We start from the raw sequence: 15,823 nt of genomic DNA on the forward strand, positions 1-15,823 counted from the left end.
GCCGAGCACGCTGATGTGCCATGATGTTCCCGCTGTCAACACGCAGGGAGCAGCGGTGGATCTCAATATTTCGATGGTCACGCGACCGGTCGGGCGCCTGATCGCCACGGCGCAGAACGGCCTGGAGGTGCTGCGGCTGGGGGGCTTGGAAACCGAGAGTGTCCCGTCGCCGTCCCAGACCGTCGAGAGCGTGCCGATGTACAAGCTGCGGCGGTATTTCCCGCCGGACAGCCGGCCGGGCCAATCGCCGGTGGGGCCGCCCGTGCTGATGGTGCACCCGATGATGATGTCGGCGGACATGTGGGACGTCACACGCCAGGACGGCGCGGTGGGCATCCTGCACGCCCACGGCCTGGACCCCTGGGTCATCGACTTCGGCTCCCCGGACAAGGTCGAGGGCGGCATGCGCCGCAACCTCGCCGACCACATCGTCGCGCTGAGCCAGGCCATCGACACGGTGAAGGACGCGACCGGCAGCGACGTGCACCTGGTCGGCTACTCGCAGGGCGGAATGTGGTGCTACCAGGTCGCGGCCTACCGCCGCTCCAAGGACCTCGCCAGCATCGTGACGTTCGGGTCGCCGGTGGACACGCTGGCCGCCCTGCCCATGGGCATCCCGCCAAACTTCGGCGCGGCCGCAGCGAACTTCATGGCCGACCACGTCTTCAGCCGGCTGGCCATCCCAAGCTGGATGGCGCGCACCGGTTTCCAGATGATGGACCCGCTCAAGACCGCCAAGGCGCGGGTGGATTTCGTGCGCCAGCTGCACGACCGCGAAGCACTGCTGCCGCGCGAGCAGCAGCGCCGGTTCCTCGAGCGCGAGGGCTGGATCGCGTGGTCGGGCCCGGCGATCTCCGAGCTGCTCAAACAGTTCATCGCGCACAACCGCATGATGACGGGCGGCTTCGCCATCAACGGTCAGCTGGTGACGCTCACCGACATCACCTGCCCGGTGCTGGCCTTCGTCGGCGAGGTCGACGACATCGGGCAGCCCGCCTCGGTGCGCGGTATCCGGCGGGCGGCGCCCTACGCCGAGGTCTACGAACGTCCCATCCGCACAGGACATTTCGGCCTGGTCGTCGGATCCAGGGCGGCCAAGGAGAGCTGGCCGACGGTCGCCGCCTGGGTGCGCTGGCTGTCCGAGGGCGGGGACAAGCCGGACGGCATCGACCCGATGGCCGACCAGCCGGCCGAACACACCGACAGCGGGGTCGCGCTCAGCTCCCGGATCGCGCACGAGCTCGGCGAGGCATCCGAAGCGGCGCTGGGACTGGTGCGCGGCGCGGCCAACACGGTCGTCGCGGCCAACAAGTCGATGCGCACCCTGGCCGTCGAGACGGTCCGCACGCTGCCGCGACTGGTGCGGCTGGGGCAGATCAACGATCACACCCGAATCTCGTTGGGCCGCATCATCGACGAGCAGGCGCACGACGCTCCGCAGGGCGAATTCCTGTTGTTCGACGGCCGCGTGCACACCTATGAGGCGGTGAACCGGCGCATCAACAACGTCGTCCGCGGCCTGATCGAAGTCGGGGTGCGCCAGGGCGACCGCGTCGGCGTGCTGATGGAGACCCGGCCCAGCGCTCTGGTCGCGATCGCCGCGCTGTCCCGGCTGGGCGCCGTCGCGGTGGTCATGCATCCCGAATCCGACCTGGCGGCGGCGATCCGGCTCGGGGGAGTCAGCGAGATCCTGACCGACCCCACCAATCTCGCAGCGGCACGCCAACTTCCGGGCCAGGTGCTGGTGTTGGGCGGCGGTGAGACGCGCGATCTGCAGCTGCGCGAGGACGCTTCGGAGCAATCCCAAGTCATCGACATGGAGCAGATCGACCCCGACGCCGTCGAGCTGCCCGCGTGGTATCGCCCCAACCCCGGCCTGGCGCGCGACCTCGCGTTCATCGCGTTCAGCGCGGCCGGCGGCGAGCTGGTCGCCAGGCAGATCACCAACTACCGCTGGGCGGTGTCGGCGTTCGGGACCGCCTCGACGGCCTCCCTCGACCGGCGCGACACCGTCTACTGCCTCACGCCGCTGCACCACGAGTCCGCGCTGCTGGTCAGCCTGGGCGGCGCGGTCGTCGGCGGCACGCGCATCGCGCTGTCGCGCGGCCTGCAACCGGACCGCTTCGTCCAGGAGGTCCGGCAGTACGGCGTGACGGTGGTGTCCTACACCTGGGCCATGCTGCGCGACGTTGTCGACGATCCCGCGTTCGTGCTGCACGGCAACCACCCGGTGCGGCTGTTCATCGGCTCGGGCATGCCGACCGGCCTGTGGAAGCGCGTCCTCGACGCGTTCGCGCCCGCCCACGTCGTCGAATTCTTCGCCACCACCGACGGACAGGCGGTGCTGGCCAACGTGTCCGGCCACAAGATCGGCAGCAAGGGCCGCCCGCTGCCCGGCGTGGGACGCGTCGAGCTCGGGGCCTACGACGCCGAGCACGATCTGATCCTCGAGGACGACCGCGGCTTCGTTCAGGTCGCCGCGCCCGGCGAGGTCGGGGTGCTGCTGGCGGCCTCCAACGGGCCGATCGACCCGAGCGCGTCGGTCAAGCGCGGCGTCTTCGCCCCCGCCGACACCTGGATATCGACCGAGTACCTGTTCTACCGCGACGGCGACGGCGACTACTGGCTGGCGGGCCGGCGCGGCTCGGTCGTGCACACCGCGCGCGGGCTGGTGTTCGCCGAGCCCGTCACCACCGCGCTGAGCTGCATCACCGGCGTCGACCTCGCGGTCACCTACAACGTGCCGTTCGGCAACCTGGACGTCGCGGTCTCGGCGGTGACGTTGTTGCCGGGGGCCAGCATCACCGCGGCGGATCTGACCGAAACCCTCGCGGACCTGCCGATCGGGCTGGGACCCGACATCGTGTGCGTGGTACCGGAAATGACGCTCAGCGCGACCTACCGTCCCACCGTCAGTGCGCTGCGCGCGGCCGGGATCCCCAAATCCGGGCGCCACGCCTGGTATTTCGACACCACCGGCGGGCAGTACCGGCGGTTGACCCCGGCCGTGCGGGCCGAACTGAGCGCCGTGTACCGGGGTGACGATGATTGATCGGACCCTGCTCGACATCCTGGTGTGCCCGGCCGACCGGGGCCCGTTGGAGCTGATCGGAGACGAACTGCTCTACAACCCGCGGCTGCGGCGCGCCTACCGCATCGACGACGGCATCCCGGTGCTGCTGATCGACGAGGCCCGCGACGTCGACGACGACGAGCACGAGCGCCTCATGGCGCGGGCGCGTCCGGCAGATCCCCGGTGAGGTAGCGCTGCAGGTTCGGCGCGATGGTCCGCGCGATGTGCTCGGCCGGCAGCGACGCGAACGGCTCCAGTCGCAGGATGTAGCGCGCCATCACCACACCCACCAGTTGCGATGCGACGAACTGGATCCGGACGAGGCCGCTGCCGGGCGGGTCGTCGACGCGGGCACCCACCTCGACCGCGATCACGTCCTCGATGAACGTGCGGAACAGGTTGACCTCCGAGCCGGCCAGGATCGACCGCAGCGTGGCGACGAACGCCGCGCCGACCTCGGAGTCCCACAGCCGCAACAACATCGACGGAATCGTGTAGCCGAGCTCCTCGACCGGCACGTCGCGCAGCGCGCCGATGACGTCCATCGGGTCGACCGGGATGTGCACGGCCGCGGCGAACAGCTGCTCCTTGGTGCCGAAGTAGTGGTGCACCAGCGCCGAGTCGACGCCGGCCGCCGCGGCCACCGCCCGAATCGAGGTATTGCGGATACCGTTGCGCGCGAATAGTTCTCGCGCGCCGGCCAGGATCCGGTCGCGGGTGTCGGAGGTCCCGGCCGGTCGGCCCCGCCGCCGGCGGCCGGTGTTGGTGGCGGTCACGGCGTCCGTCGCCGCAGCGTCGCCGCGGCCAGGCACAGCGCCGCGATCGCGAAACCCAGCACGACGACGATGTCGCGCACCGCGGTGAAGGTCAGCTCCGGGTGCGCGCCCACCTGCTGCAGCGCCTCCAGCGCGTAGCTGGCCGGCAGCGCGTTGCTGATCCACTGCAGCCAGTGCGCCATCAGCGCGCGGGGCACGATGATGCCGGCCAGCAGCAGCTGGGGGACCATGACCAGCGGGATGAACTGCACGGCCTGAAATTCGGTGCGGGCGAACGCACTACACAGCAGGCCCAGCCCGACACCGAGCATCGCGTTGACGATCGCGATGACGAACACCCACGCCGGGCTGCCGGCCGTGTCGAAGCCGAGCAGCCAGAACGACACGACGCAGGCCAGGATCGCTTGTGCGGCAGCGGCTACCGAGAACGCGCTGCCGTAGGCGATCAGCAGGTCGAGGCGGCGCAGCGGCGTGGTCAGGATGCGCTCGAGGGTGCCGGAGGCCCGTTCCCGCTGCATCGTGATCGAGGTGATGATGAACATCACGAACAGCGGGAACAGGCCGAGCAGGATCAGGCAGGCGTTGTTGAACGGTGACGGTGTGCCCGGGCGATGCGGGGAGTTTTCGAACATGAAGTACATCAGCGTGATGACGAGCACCGGCACCACCAGGATCAGGGCGACGCTGCGGTGGTCGGCGGCCAGCTGGCGCAGGATCCGCGTCGTCGTCGCGGTGTAGCCCTTGAGGTTCATCCGGCCTTTTGCGTGATGGCGCGCCTGATGATGGACAGAAACGCGTCCTCCAGTGACGGACATCCGGTGTCCTCTCGTAGTCGGGTCGGGGTGGTGTGCGCGACGAGGTGGCCCTCGCGCATCAGCAACAGGTCGCCGCAGTGGTCGGCCTCGTCCATCACGTGACTGGAGACCAGCAGCGTGCTCCCGCCGCGGGCCAGCGCGGTGAACTGCTCCCAGAGATCCACTCGCAGCACCGGGTCGAGGCCGACGGTCGGCTCGTCGAGCACGAGGAGCTCCGGCTGGCAGACCAGGGCGCACGCCAGTGACAGCCGGGTGCGCTGGCCGCCGGAGAGATTGCCGCAGAAGGCCGTCCGGTGATCGGTCAGCCCCACCCGTTCGATCGCGTCGTCGGCGGCCTCGGTGCCGAATCCGTAGAGCGCGGCGAAGTAGCGGACGTTGTCGACGATGCGCAGGTCGTCGTAGATCGTCGGGTCCTGCGGCATGTAGCCCACGCGATGGCGCAGCGCCGGGCTGCCCGCCGGCCGGCCGAGCACCGTGACCGCGCTTCTCGGCTGCACGATCTGGGTGCCGACGATGCAACGCATCAGCGTGGTCTTGCCGCAGCCGGAGGGGCCGAGGATACCGGTGATGCTGCCCTGCGCTATGTGCACCGAAAAGTCGTGCAGGACCGGGCGTTTGAAGCGGGTGACGCGCAGGCGCTCGATGCTGATGGCGGGGGCGGGCCCGCTGGCGAATAATTCATCACTCGATGAACTCATCATGTGATGAATATTCGTCCGCTGCGGCGGGGTTGTCAAGGGCTGCAATACCGCGAAAGTGCAACTGGCAACGCATCGCCCGAGTAGCGCCGTCGCTAGAGCACTCTCGCGGCAGCCCCGCCAAGCGATAGCGCCGGCGCCATCACAATCCGGCAGAATCTATGCCCCGCCTCGAGGCACGCACGTGATTGCTGATGCAGCTGGGCATCAACCCTCCGGGCGGCCCCCGAAATCCGGGCGGCGCAACGGCAGATGCCCGTGCACGCCCTCGGCATACGCGGTCTCGGCGTGTTGGGTGAGGTCGATGCCGGTGGTCTCGTCTTCCGGGTTGAGCCGGAATCCGATCACCCGATCGACCACCTTCGCCAGCACGAACGACATCGTGAACGAGTATCCGGTGACGACCACGATCGCGAACGCCTGCTTACCCAGCAGCCCCAACCCGCCGCCGTACAACAGACCCCGCGGGCCGGACGTCATGACGGCCGTGGCGAGCAGCCCGATCAACGACACCCCGACCACGCCGCCGACGAAGTGCACCCCGACCACGTCCAGCGAATCGTCGTAGTTGAAGCGGAATTTCGCGCCCACCGCGAACGAACACACGACGCCCGCCGCGACGCCGACGAGCGCCGCGCCGAGCGTGTTGACGGTCCCGCACGACGGGGTGATCGCGACCAGGCCGGCGACCACCCCGGACGCCGCGCCGAACGTGGTGGGCCGGCCGTCGCGGAAGCGCTCGACCGTCAGCCAGCCCAGCATGCCCAGGCACCCCGCGACCAGCGTGTTCAAAAATATGGCCGCGGCGGTTCCGTTGGCGCCCAGGGCCGATCCGGCGTTGAACCCGAACCAGCCGAACCACAGCAGCCCGACGCCGAGCAACACGAACGGCAGGTTGTGCGGGCGCATCGCGTCCTTCTTGAAGCCGATTCGCGGCCCGACCACCACCGCCAGGGCCAGCGCGGAGGAACCCGAGACGATCTCGACGACCAGCCCGCCCGCGTAGTCGAGCACGCCCATCTTGGCCAGCCAGCCGCCGGGGCCCCAGACCCAGTGCGCGACAACCGAATACACGACAATCGCCCACACCGTTACGAACGCCATCCAGGCCGCGAACTTGGCGCGGTCGGCGATCGCGCCGCTGACCAGCGCGGCGGTGACGATCGCGAACCCCAGCTGGAACGTGGCATAGAGCAGTTCGGGCACCGCGCCGTGGGCGGTGTCGGGAGTGATGCCGAGCATCCCGATGTGCCGCAGGTTGCCGACGAACCCGCCCGCCCCGTCGTCGGAGAAGGCGACGGTGTAGCCGACCAGCAGCCACGCCACGGTGACCAGCGGGATGGAGATGAAGCTCATCATGATCATGTTGAGCACCCCGGTGGTGCGCACCATCCCGCCGTAGAAGATCGCCAGGCCCGGGGTCATCAGCAGCACCAGCGCCGTGCTGGCCAGCAGCCAGGCGGTGGCAGCGGGGTCGATCGCATGCATTTCTTGGGCTCCTTCTTGGGCTCCTTGGCCTCGTCAGAGGTCCCGACACGCAGCCACCGGGATACTGCCACGTTTGTGCCGCCAGTAGGTTCGATTGGTGGCCGCACACCAGCTTTTAGTCGACCCGGTCGCGGCCGCGCACCGGCTGCTGGGCGCCACCCTCACCGGTCGCGGGGTGCGCGCCGTCGTCGTCGAGGTCGAGGCCTACGGCGGGGTCCCCGACGGACCCTGGCCCGACGCCGCGGCCCATTCGTACCGCGGGCTGTCCGGCCGCAACGCGGTGATGTTCGGCCCGCCCGGGCGGCTGTATACGTATCGCAGCCACGGAATCCACGTCTGCGCCAACGTCTCGTGCGGGCCCGACGGGACCGCCGCGGCCGTCCTGCTGCGCGCGGCGGCCATCGAGGAGGGCGCCGACGCCGCGCGCGCCCGCCGCGGCGAGCTGGTCCGCGCAAACGCGCTGGCGCGCGGCCCCGGCAACCTGTGCTCGGCCCTGGGAATCACCATGGACGACAACGGAATTGACCTGTTCGGGCGGCGCAGCCCGGTGACCCTCGAGCTGCACGACCCGCTGACCGCCGTGTCCGGGCCGCGCGTCGGGGTGAGCAAGGCCGCCGACCGGCCGTGGCGATTGTGGCTCGCGGGCCGCCCGGAGGTCTCGGCCTACCGGCGAAGTCCGCGGGCGCCCGCCCCCGGGACCAGCGACTAAAGTCGTGCGCGATGTCTTCCGGGATCCTTGACGAGCTGGGCTGGCGCGGGCTGATCGCGCAGTCCACCGACCTCGACGCGCTGGCCGCCGAGGCACGGCGCGGGCCGCTGACGGTCTACGCCGGCTTCGACCCGACGGCCCCGAGCCTGCACGCCGGGCACCTGGTCCCGCTGCTGGCGCTGCGCCGGTTCCAGCGCGCCGGGCACCGCCCGATCGTGCTGGCCGGCGGGGCCACCGGCATGATCGGCGACCCCCGCGACGTCGGCGAGCGCACCCTCAACGAGGCCGACACCGTCGCCGCGTGGACCGAGCGGATCCGCGGCCAGCTGGAGCGCTTCCTGGAATTCGACGGCTCCGCCGACACACCGACCGGCGCCGTCGTCGTCGACAACCTGGACTGGACGGGCCCGCTCTCGGCGGTGGAGTTCCTGCGCGACATCGGCAAGCACTTCTCGGTCAACGTCATGCTCGATCGCGACACCATCCGGCGGCGCCTGGACGGCGAGGGCATCTCCTACACCGAGTTCAGCTACATGCTGTTGCAGGCCAACGACTACGTGCAGCTGCACCAGCGCCACGGCTGCACGCTGCAGATCGGCGGCTCCGACCAGTGGGGCAACATCATCGCCGGCGTGCGCCTGGTCCGCCAGAAGCTCGGCGCCGCCGTGCACGCGCTGACGGTCCCGCTGGTGACCGCGGCCGACGGCACCAAGTTCGGCAAGTCCACCGGGGGCGGCAGCCTGTGGCTGGACCCGCAGCTGACCAGCCCGTACGCGTGGTACCAGTACTTCGTCAACACCGCCGACGCCGACGTGATCCGCTACCTGCGGTGGTTCACCTTCCTGTCGGCCGACGAGCTGGCCGAGCTGGAGCTGGCGACGGCCGAGCGCCCCCAGCAGCGCGCCGCCCAGCGCCGGCTGGCCCGGGAGCTGACGGTGCTGGTGCACGGCGAGGCGGCCACCGAGGCGGTCGAGCACGCCAGCCGGGCGCTGTTCGGGCAGGGCGAGCTGGACCGGTTGGACGAGGCGACGCTGGCCGCCGCGCTGCGCGAGGCGTCGGTCGCCGAGCTCAAACCCGGTGGCCCCGACGGGATCGTCGACCTGCTGGTGGCCAGCGGCCTGTCGGCCAGCAAGGGCGCCGCGCGGCGCACGATCGGGGAGGGCGGCGTGTCGGTCAACAACGTGCGCGTCGACAGTGCGGAGTGGGCGCCGCGGCCGGCGGACTTCCTGCACGGCCGGTGGCTGGTCCTGCGCCGCGGCAAGCGCAACATCGCGGGGATCGAGAAAGTCCGCTAGCCAAAGCGTTACCGTGTCGTGGCCCCGACGTGACCGTCGCCGACCACTGTGGTCACGGTGACTGCGACGCGGGTGCTGCGGGCTGTGGGGATGGGCGCGGGCGTGGCCGGGTTGACGGCGGCGCTGGCGGCACCCGTGCACGCCGACCTGATGGGCAACGCGTTCCTGCGGGCCCTCACCAACGCCGGCGTCCCGGTCTCCGAGCCGGACAGCGCGATGGCGCTGGGGCAGTCGGTCTGCCCGCTGCTGGTGGCGCCCGGTGGGTCGTTCGACTCCGTGATCGCCGCGATGGCCGACGGCGGCGCGATGTCCCACGATGCCGCCGGGGTGTTCACCATCATCGCGATCGCGACGTATTGCCCGGCGGTGCTGGCGCCGCTGCTGTCCAACCGGGCCCCGGCGTAACCCGATGGGGGCGACCCGCCGCACCCGGCTTCGCCGCGTTTGCGATCGCCCCTAGCCGTATCCTCGGCTGCGTGGTCGAGGACAGGCAGCGGCGCGGACCGCGCACGGAGCGCCCTTCGCAGGACGGGCCCCCGATACCGGCCGGGGTGGAGGCCAACCAGCTGGCGCCCGAAGTCCGCCGCGAGCTGAGCACCCTGGATCGCGCCACCGCCGACGCGGTAGCGCGCCACCTCGTCGCCGCCGGCGACCTGATCGACGCGGACCCCGAGGCCGCGCTGCGCCACGCCCGCGCGGCGCGGGCGCGGTCCAGCCGCATCGCCGCGGTCCGCGAAGCCGTCGGGATCGCCGCCTACCAATGCGGCGACTGGTCGCAGGCGCTGGCCGAACTGCGCGCCGCCCGCCGGATGGGCAGCAAGTCTGCGCTGCTGGCGCTGATCGCCGATTGCGAACGCGGACTTGGTCGCCCGGAGCGGGCGATCGAGTTGGCGCGCGGCCCCGAGGCGGCCCAGCTGTCCGGCGACGACGCCGACGAGCTGCGCATCGTCGCCGCCGGCGCCCGCGCGGATCTGGGGCAGCTCGAACAGGCGCTGACCATCCTTTCCACGCCGCCGCTGGACTCCGGCCGCACCGGGTCGACGGCGGCGCGGCTGTGCTACGCCTACGCCGACACGCTGCTGGCGCTGGGCCGCAACGACGAAGCGCTGCACTGGTTTCTGCGCTCGGCGGCCGCCGACGTCGACGGCGTCACCGACGCCGAGGAACGCGTCGGCGAGCTGGCCTGAGATGACCTGCCGACTATGAAAAGCCTTGCCCGGCAATATGATTGCCTCCTGATCGACCTGGACGGCACCGTCTTCCGCGGGGCGGAGCCAACCAAGGGCGCGGTGCAGTCGCTCGACGACGTGAAAAGCCGCAAGCTCTATGTCACCAACAACGCGTCGCGCAGCGCCGACGAGGTCGCCTCACACCTGCGCGACCTCGGCTTCGACGCCGCCGGCTCGGACGTCGTCACCAGCGCGCAGAGCGCGGCCGGGTTGCTGGCCGACGAGTTGAAGCCGGACTCGAAGGTGCTGATCGTGGGCACCGACGCGCTGGCCAACGAGGTCGAGGCCGTGGGCCTGCGGCCGGTGCGCCGGTACGACGACGATCCCGTCGCCGTCGTACAGGGCCTGTCCACCGCCGTCGGCTGGCCGGATCTGGCCGAGGCCGCGCTGGCCATCCGCGCCGGCGCGCTGTGGGTGGCGGCCAACGTCGACCCCACCCTGCCCACCGAGCGCGGCCTGCTGCCCGGCAACGGGTCGTTCGTGGCCGCGCTGCGGGCCGCCACCGGCGCCGAGCCGCGGGTCGCCGGCAAGCCGGCCCCACGCCTGCTGCAGGACGCGGTGGCCCGGGGTGACTTCCGTGCGCCGCTGGTCGTCGGGGACCGGCTGGACACCGACATCGAGGGCGCCAACGCCGCCCGGCTGCCCAGCCTGATGGTGCTCACCGGAGTCAACAGCGCGCGGGACGCGGTCTACGCCGAACCGGACCTGCGGCCGACCTACCTCGGCCACGACCTGCGCTCGTTGCACGCCGACGCCGACGTGCTCGCGGTGGGCCCCCAGCCGGGCTGGCGGGTCGACACCAAGGACGGAGCGGTGACGATCGGCGCCGACGGCACCGACGACGGGGATGGGCTGGCGGTCGTGCGCGCTGTTGCCGCCGCCGTATGGGCGGCGGATCGGCCATTGGACATCGAAGCGGGAGACGACCGGGCCCGCGACGCGCTGCAACGGTGGTCCCTGATCTAAGGGGTGCGAGCGGCGGCCTCCCGCGCCGCATTGACAAACTCGGCCCAGCGAGCCGGGGGATGTAGGTGCCCCACGCCGTGCAGCACCTCCAAATCGGCTTTGGGAACCAACCGGGCCACATATTCGGAGTGGTGGACGGGGACGGTGACGTCAGTGTCGCCGTGCCACAGCCGGACTGGACATTTGACGGCGGCGTAGTCCAGTCCCGACGGCTTGCCCATCAGTCGGAAGTCTTCGACCCACCCGTCCGGCCCGTGTCTGGTCGCTTCGCAAAAGGCGGCGACGGCAGCTTCACGTACTTCGGGATCGCGGTAGAGCGCGCGATCCTCCGGGCTCAGGTCTTTCTCGAATTGACGCGAAAACCGTTCTGCCGAGGTGTGTTTGATCACCCACCTGACGAGGGCGGGAGTCCTGCGGGTCAGTCCTATCGTCGTCGCGATCGTCCTGGCCATGCCTTCATGACGACGTGGGGTTTCCCCGGGGCCGATGCCGCTGACGATGCCGACGAAGGTCAGCTGCTCGGGAAACGCGAGGGCACAGGCAATCGCGTACGGACCGCCGGTGGAATAGGCCAGGATGCCGAACCGGCCTATGCCCAGCTCGTCGGCGACCGCGACGACATCAGCGGGCCAATCGCAGTATCGCCGGCCGGCCACGTGCGTCGAGCGGCCGAAGCCGGGCCGATCGATTCCGATGAGGCGCACACCGGTGCTGTCGAGGGCGGCGCGGTACGCCGGATGAGCGAAGTCCAGCCTCGACCCGGGGACACCGTGAAAACAGAACAGCGGTGTTCCGTCGAGGCACCCCATTTGCGCATAAGCCACCCACCGACCCGATTCTGTAAGTACGGATCCCTCGACAACGGACATCTCCGCTCCTTGGCAAGCTGGCGCGCGGCAGGCTCGGTCAGCGAAATGTACCCCGGGCAGCGGTGATTCCTGCCGCTTTCCGCGTCCGAGGCGGTACACGGTTGGGCAAAGTGTTAGCGGGTGACTAGCGTGGGAGCGCGATGACGATCGATCCCGAACAGCTGCGCGCTGAAATCGACGCCCTGGTGGCCCAGTTGCCCGAGCCCGACGCCGAACACGAGCTGTCGCTCGACCAGCTCGAGGACATCGCGCGCCGCCTCTCCGAGGCGCACGACGTGCTGCTTTCCGCCCTGGAGTCGGCGGAGAAGGGCTGAGTGCGGCCGTGGCACGGCGTGCCCGCGTCGACGCCGAGCTCGTGCGCCGCGGGCTCGCGCGGTCCCGTCAGCAGGCCGCGGAGCTGATCGGCGCCGGCAAAGTGAGCATCGACGGCCTGCCGGCCCGCAAGCCCGGCACCGCCGTCGACGTCACCGCGGCCCTGACCGTCGCCGCCGACACCGGGCGCGGCTGGGTCTCGCGCGGCGCGCACAAACTCGTCGGGGCGCTGGACGCGTTCGGCATCGCCGTCGAGGGCCGCCGCTGCCTGGACGCCGGCGCGTCGACGGGCGGGTTCACCGAGGTGCTGCTGGACCGGGGCGCCACCGAGGTGGTGGCCGTCGACGTGGGGTACGGGCAGCTGGCCTGGTCGCTGCGCAGCGATCCACGGGTCGTCGTCGTCGAGCGCACCAACGCCCGCGACCTGACCCCCGAGGCGATCGGCGGGCCGGTCGATCTGGTGGTGGCCGACCTGTCGTTCATCTCGCTGGCCACCGTGTTGCCCGCGCTGATTGGATGCGCCTGGCCCGGCGCGGATATCGTTCCCATGGTGAAGCCACAGTTCGAGGTGGGGAAGGGCCAGGTCGGCGCCGGCGGCGTCGTCCACGACCCGGGCTTGCGCGCCGACGCGGTGCTGTCCGTCGCGCGCCGGGCCGGTCAGCTGGGCTGGCACGCCCTCGACGTCGCCCCCAGCCCGCTACCGGGACCGTCGGGCAACGTCGAATACTTCCTGTGGCTGCGCGCCCGGACCGACCGGGCATTGTCCGCCGACGGATTGGCGGCCGCGGTGCGGCGCGCGGTGAGCGAGGGCCCGGCATGAGCGCCGAACGCACCATCCTGCTGGTGGTCCACACCGGCCGCGACGAGGCGACCGAGACCGCGCGGCGGGTCGAGAAAGTCCTGAGCGACAACGGGATTGGGATGCGCGTGCTGTCCGCCGAGGCGGTGGACCGGGGATCGCTGCACCTGGCCCCCGACGACATGCGGGCCATGGGCGTCGAGATCGAGGTGGTCAACGCCGACCCCCGGGCCGCCGACGGCTGCGAGCTGGTGATGGTGCTCGGCGGCGACGGCACCTTCCTGCGGGCGGCCGAACTGGCCCGCAACGCCGGGATCCCGGTGCTGGGCATCAACCTGGGCCGGATCGGCTTTCTGGCCGAGGCCGAGGCGGAGGCCATCGACCGGGTGCTCGACCACGTGGTGGCCCGCGACTACCGGGTGGAGAAGCGCCTGACACTGGACATCGTGGTGCGCCACCGGGGCCGCGTCATCGAGCACGGGTGGGCGCTCAACGAGGCCAGCCTGGAAAAGGGCCCGCGCCTCGGCGTGCTCGGCGTCGTCGTCGAGATCGACGGGCGCCCGGTGTCGGCGTTCGGCTGCGACGGTGTGCTGGTGTCGACGCCGACGGGATCCACCGCCTACGCGTTCTCGGCCGGCGGGCCGGTGCTGTGGCCCGACCTCGAGGCAATCCTGGTGGTGCCCAACAACGCTCACGCGCTGTTCGGGCGGCCCATGGTCACCAGCCCCGAGGCCGCCATCGCTATCGAGATCGAGGCCGACGGGCACGACGCCCTGGTGTTCTGCGACGGCCGCCGCGAAATGCGGATACCGGCCGGCAGCCGCATCGAGGTGACCCGCTGCGACACCCCGGTCAAGTGGGCGCGGCTGGACAGCGCGCCGTTCACCGACCGCCTGGTGCGCAAGTTCCGGTTGCCGGTGACCGGGTGGCGCGGGAATTAATGCTGACCGAACTTCGCATCGAGTCGCTGGGCGCCATCAGCGTCGCGACCGCCGAGTTCGATCGCGGGCTGACGGTGCTCACCGGTGAGACCGGCACCGGCAAGACGATGGTGGTGACCGGGCTGCATCTGCTCGGCGGTGCCCGCGCCGACGCCACCCGGGTCCGATCCGGGGCCGACCGTGCGGTGGTCGAAGGCCGTTTCACCACAACCGATCTCGACGACTCCGCGGCCGCCCACCTCGACGAGATGCTCGACACGTCAGGCGCCGAACGCGACGAGGACGGCAGCGTCATCGCGCTGCGCTCGGTCAGCCGCGACGGCCCGTCGCGCGCGTACCTGGGTGGGCGCAGCGTGCCGGCCAAGTCGCTCAGCGGCTTCACCACCGAGCTGCTCACCCTGCACGGGCAGAACGACCAGCTGCGGCTGATGCGCCCCGAGGAGCAACGCGGCGCGCTGGACCGCTTTGCGGACAATGGCCCGGCCCTGGAGCGCTACCGCAAGCTGCGCGACGCCTGGCTCACCGCGCGCCGCGACCTCGCCGACCGCCGCGACCGCGCCCGCGAGTTGGCCCAGGAGGCCGATCGCCTGAAATTCGCCCTCGACGAGATCGACGCCGTCGACCCGCAGCCCGGCGAGGACGAGGCGCTGGTCGCCGACATCCTGCGGCTGTCCGAACTGGACACGCTGCGCGAGGCCGCCGCCACCGCGCGCGCCGCGCTGTCCGCCGACGAGCAGTTCGCCGCCACCGCGATCGACAGTCTCGGAAAGGCAAGGGCGGCACTGGAATCCGCCGACGACGCGACGCTGCGGGCGCTGGCCGGCCAGATCGGCGAGGCGCTGGCGGTGGTGGCCGACGCGGCGGACGAACTCGGCGGCTTCCTCGACGAGCTGCCCGTCGACGCCAGCGCGCTGGAATCCAAGCTGGCCCGCCAGGCCCAGCTGCGCACGCTCACCCGCAAGTACGCCGCCGACATCGACGGCGTGCTGCGCTGGGCCCACGAATCACGCGACCGGCTCGCGCAGCTCGACGTCTCCGAGGAAGGGCTGGCGGGGTTGGCGAATCGCGTCGACGAGCTGGCCCGCGAATTGGGTGAAGCCGCAGTCGATCTCGGCAAGGCCCGGCGCAAGGCCGCCAAACGGCTGGCCAAGGAGGTGACCGCGGAGCTGTCCGGGCTGGCGATGGCCGACGCCGAGTTCAGCATCGACGTGAGCACCGAACCCGCGGGCTCCCCGGACGACCCGGCGACGCTCACGGTGTCTTTTGGGCCCTCCGGGCCGATGCTGGCCCGGGCCGGTGGCGACGGCGTCGACCAGGTCGAGTTCGGCTTCGCCGCGCACCGCGGCATGACGGTGCTGCCGCTGGCCAAGAGCGCGTCGGGCGGCGAGCTGTCCCGCGTGATGCTGGCGCTGGAAGTGGTGCTCGCCGCCTCCGCACCCGGCATCACGATGGTGTTCGACGAGATCGACGCCGGCGTCGGCGGCCGGGCCGCGGTGCAGATCGGGCGGCGGCTGGCCCGGCTGGCCCGCACGCATCAGGTCATCGTCGTCACCCATCTGCCGCAGGTGGCGGCGTACGCCGACGTGCACCTGGTGGTGCACAGCACCGGCGGCAAGGGCGCCAGCGGGGTGCGGCGGGTCAGCGACGACGACCGGGTGGCCGAGCTGGCGCGGATGCTGGCCGGGTTGGGGGAGTCCGACAGCGGCCGCGCCCACGCCCGCGAACTCCTCGCGGCCGCACGGACCGACGCGATCTGAACCTCCTTGGCTCGCGAGCGTCCGTGTTTGTACGACGACACGCCGCGCACGCCGTACATTTGCGGCCGCTCGCCGCGACCAACCCGTGACCGGCTT

At 71.2% G+C, this 15,823-nt stretch carries 16 protein-coding genes; 11 read left to right on the plus strand and 5 right to left on the minus strand.

Features of this window, described 5'->3' with window-relative positions:
- Nucleotides 1-73 precede the first annotated feature (73 nt).
- Entirely contained in the window at nucleotides 74-3,052 is a 2,979-nt protein-coding gene (locus AC5Y43_RS23325) for an acyl-CoA synthetase (RefSeq protein WP_499976576.1), read from the plus strand.
- A complete protein-coding gene (locus tag AC5Y43_RS23330) occupies nucleotides 3,045-3,260 on the plus strand; it encodes a Trm112 family protein (RefSeq protein ID WP_499976481.1) in 216 nt (71 codons plus the stop codon). Before AC5Y43_RS23325 ends, AC5Y43_RS23330 begins: the two co-directional genes overlap by 8 nt.
- On the opposite strand, the gene AC5Y43_RS23335 is transcribed toward AC5Y43_RS23330, so the two are convergent.
- The 4 genes from AC5Y43_RS23335 to AC5Y43_RS23350 form a co-directional block, all read right to left on the minus strand.
- Nucleotides 3,226-3,849 carry a TetR/AcrR family transcriptional regulator gene (locus tag AC5Y43_RS23335; protein WP_499976485.1) on the minus strand — a complete coding sequence of 208 codons (624 nt, stop codon included), beginning with the start codon at nucleotides 3,847-3,849 and terminating at the stop codon, nucleotides 3,226-3,228. The genes AC5Y43_RS23330 and AC5Y43_RS23335 overlap by 35 nt on opposite strands.
- The gene (locus tag AC5Y43_RS23340; RefSeq protein WP_499976488.1) at nucleotides 3,846-4,601 is read right to left on the minus strand and encodes an ABC transporter permease; all 756 of its coding nucleotides are present in this window, start codon (nucleotides 4,599-4,601) and stop codon (nucleotides 3,846-3,848) included. Before AC5Y43_RS23340 ends, AC5Y43_RS23335 begins: the two co-directional genes overlap by 4 nt.
- Entirely contained in the window at nucleotides 4,598-5,365 is a 768-nt protein-coding gene (locus AC5Y43_RS23345; protein ID WP_499976490.1) for an ABC transporter ATP-binding protein, read from the minus strand. The genes AC5Y43_RS23340 and AC5Y43_RS23345 overlap by 4 nt, the downstream gene beginning before the upstream one ends.
- A 204-nt stretch (nucleotides 5,366-5,569) precedes the next feature.
- Nucleotides 5,570-6,850 carry an ammonium transporter gene (locus AC5Y43_RS23350; protein ID WP_499976493.1) on the minus strand — a complete coding sequence of 427 codons (1,281 nt, stop codon included), beginning with the start codon at nucleotides 6,848-6,850 and terminating at the stop codon, nucleotides 5,570-5,572.
- A 97-nt stretch (nucleotides 6,851-6,947) separates the two neighbouring features.
- Here AC5Y43_RS23350 and AC5Y43_RS23355 point away from each other — a divergent pair, with 97 nt between their 5' ends.
- The 5 genes from AC5Y43_RS23355 (at nucleotide 6,948) to AC5Y43_RS23375 (ending at nucleotide 11,049) form a co-directional block, all read left to right on the plus strand.
- Nucleotides 6,948-7,559 carry a DNA-3-methyladenine glycosylase gene (locus AC5Y43_RS23355; RefSeq protein WP_499976496.1) on the plus strand — a complete coding sequence of 204 codons (612 nt, stop codon included), beginning with the start codon at nucleotides 6,948-6,950 and terminating at the stop codon, nucleotides 7,557-7,559.
- 11 nt (nucleotides 7,560-7,570) lie between these two features.
- Nucleotides 7,571-8,854, plus strand: coding sequence for a tyrosine--tRNA ligase (tyrS, locus tag AC5Y43_RS23360; protein ID WP_499976499.1), 1,284 nt, complete (start codon nucleotides 7,571-7,573; stop codon nucleotides 8,852-8,854).
- A gap of 48 nt (nucleotides 8,855-8,902) precedes the next feature.
- Nucleotides 8,903-9,259 (plus strand): DUF732 domain-containing protein, encoded by a 357-nt coding sequence (locus AC5Y43_RS23365; RefSeq protein ID WP_499976504.1) that lies wholly within the window; start codon nucleotides 8,903-8,905, stop codon nucleotides 9,257-9,259.
- 71 nt (nucleotides 9,260-9,330) lie between these two features.
- Nucleotides 9,331-10,041, plus strand: coding sequence for a hypothetical protein (locus tag AC5Y43_RS23370; RefSeq protein WP_499976508.1), 711 nt, complete (start codon nucleotides 9,331-9,333; stop codon nucleotides 10,039-10,041).
- Nucleotides 10,042-10,056: 15 nt separating this feature from the next.
- On the plus strand, nucleotides 10,057-11,049 hold the full coding sequence (locus tag AC5Y43_RS23375) for an HAD-IIA family hydrolase (RefSeq protein WP_499976510.1): 993 nt from the start codon (nucleotides 10,057-10,059) through the stop codon (nucleotides 11,047-11,049).
- Here the strand turns inward: AC5Y43_RS23375 and AC5Y43_RS23380 are convergent.
- Nucleotides 11,046-11,918, minus strand: a complete 873-nt coding sequence (locus tag AC5Y43_RS23380; RefSeq protein WP_499976512.1) for an alpha/beta fold hydrolase — start codon at nucleotides 11,916-11,918, stop codon at nucleotides 11,046-11,048. The two genes, AC5Y43_RS23375 and AC5Y43_RS23380, sit on opposite strands and share 4 nt — an antisense overlap.
- A 140-nt stretch (nucleotides 11,919-12,058) precedes the next feature.
- Between AC5Y43_RS23380 and AC5Y43_RS23385 the strand changes: the two genes are divergently transcribed.
- Genes AC5Y43_RS23385 through recN form a run of 4 tightly spaced genes read left to right on the plus strand, consistent with a single transcriptional unit; the run spans nucleotide 12,059 to nucleotide 15,727 of the window.
- Complete coding sequence (locus tag AC5Y43_RS23385; protein WP_499976514.1) at nucleotides 12,059-12,232, plus strand: hypothetical protein; 174 nt, start codon at nucleotides 12,059-12,061, stop codon at nucleotides 12,230-12,232.
- Nucleotides 12,233-12,240: 8 nt separating this feature from the next.
- A complete protein-coding gene (locus AC5Y43_RS23390) occupies nucleotides 12,241-13,050 on the plus strand; it encodes a TlyA family RNA methyltransferase (protein WP_499976516.1) in 810 nt (269 codons plus the stop codon).
- The gene (locus tag AC5Y43_RS23395; protein WP_499976519.1) at nucleotides 13,047-13,970 is read left to right on the plus strand and encodes an NAD kinase; all 924 of its coding nucleotides are present in this window, start codon (nucleotides 13,047-13,049) and stop codon (nucleotides 13,968-13,970) included. Before AC5Y43_RS23390 ends, AC5Y43_RS23395 begins: the two co-directional genes overlap by 4 nt.
- Entirely contained in the window at nucleotides 13,970-15,727 is a 1,758-nt protein-coding gene (gene recN / locus AC5Y43_RS23400) for a DNA repair protein RecN (RefSeq protein ID WP_499976581.1), read from the plus strand. The genes AC5Y43_RS23395 and recN overlap by 1 nt, the downstream gene beginning before the upstream one ends.
- The last annotated feature ends 96 nt before the right edge of the window (nucleotides 15,728-15,823 follow it).

Source organism: Mycobacterium sp. NGS57 (assembly GCF_059812405.1).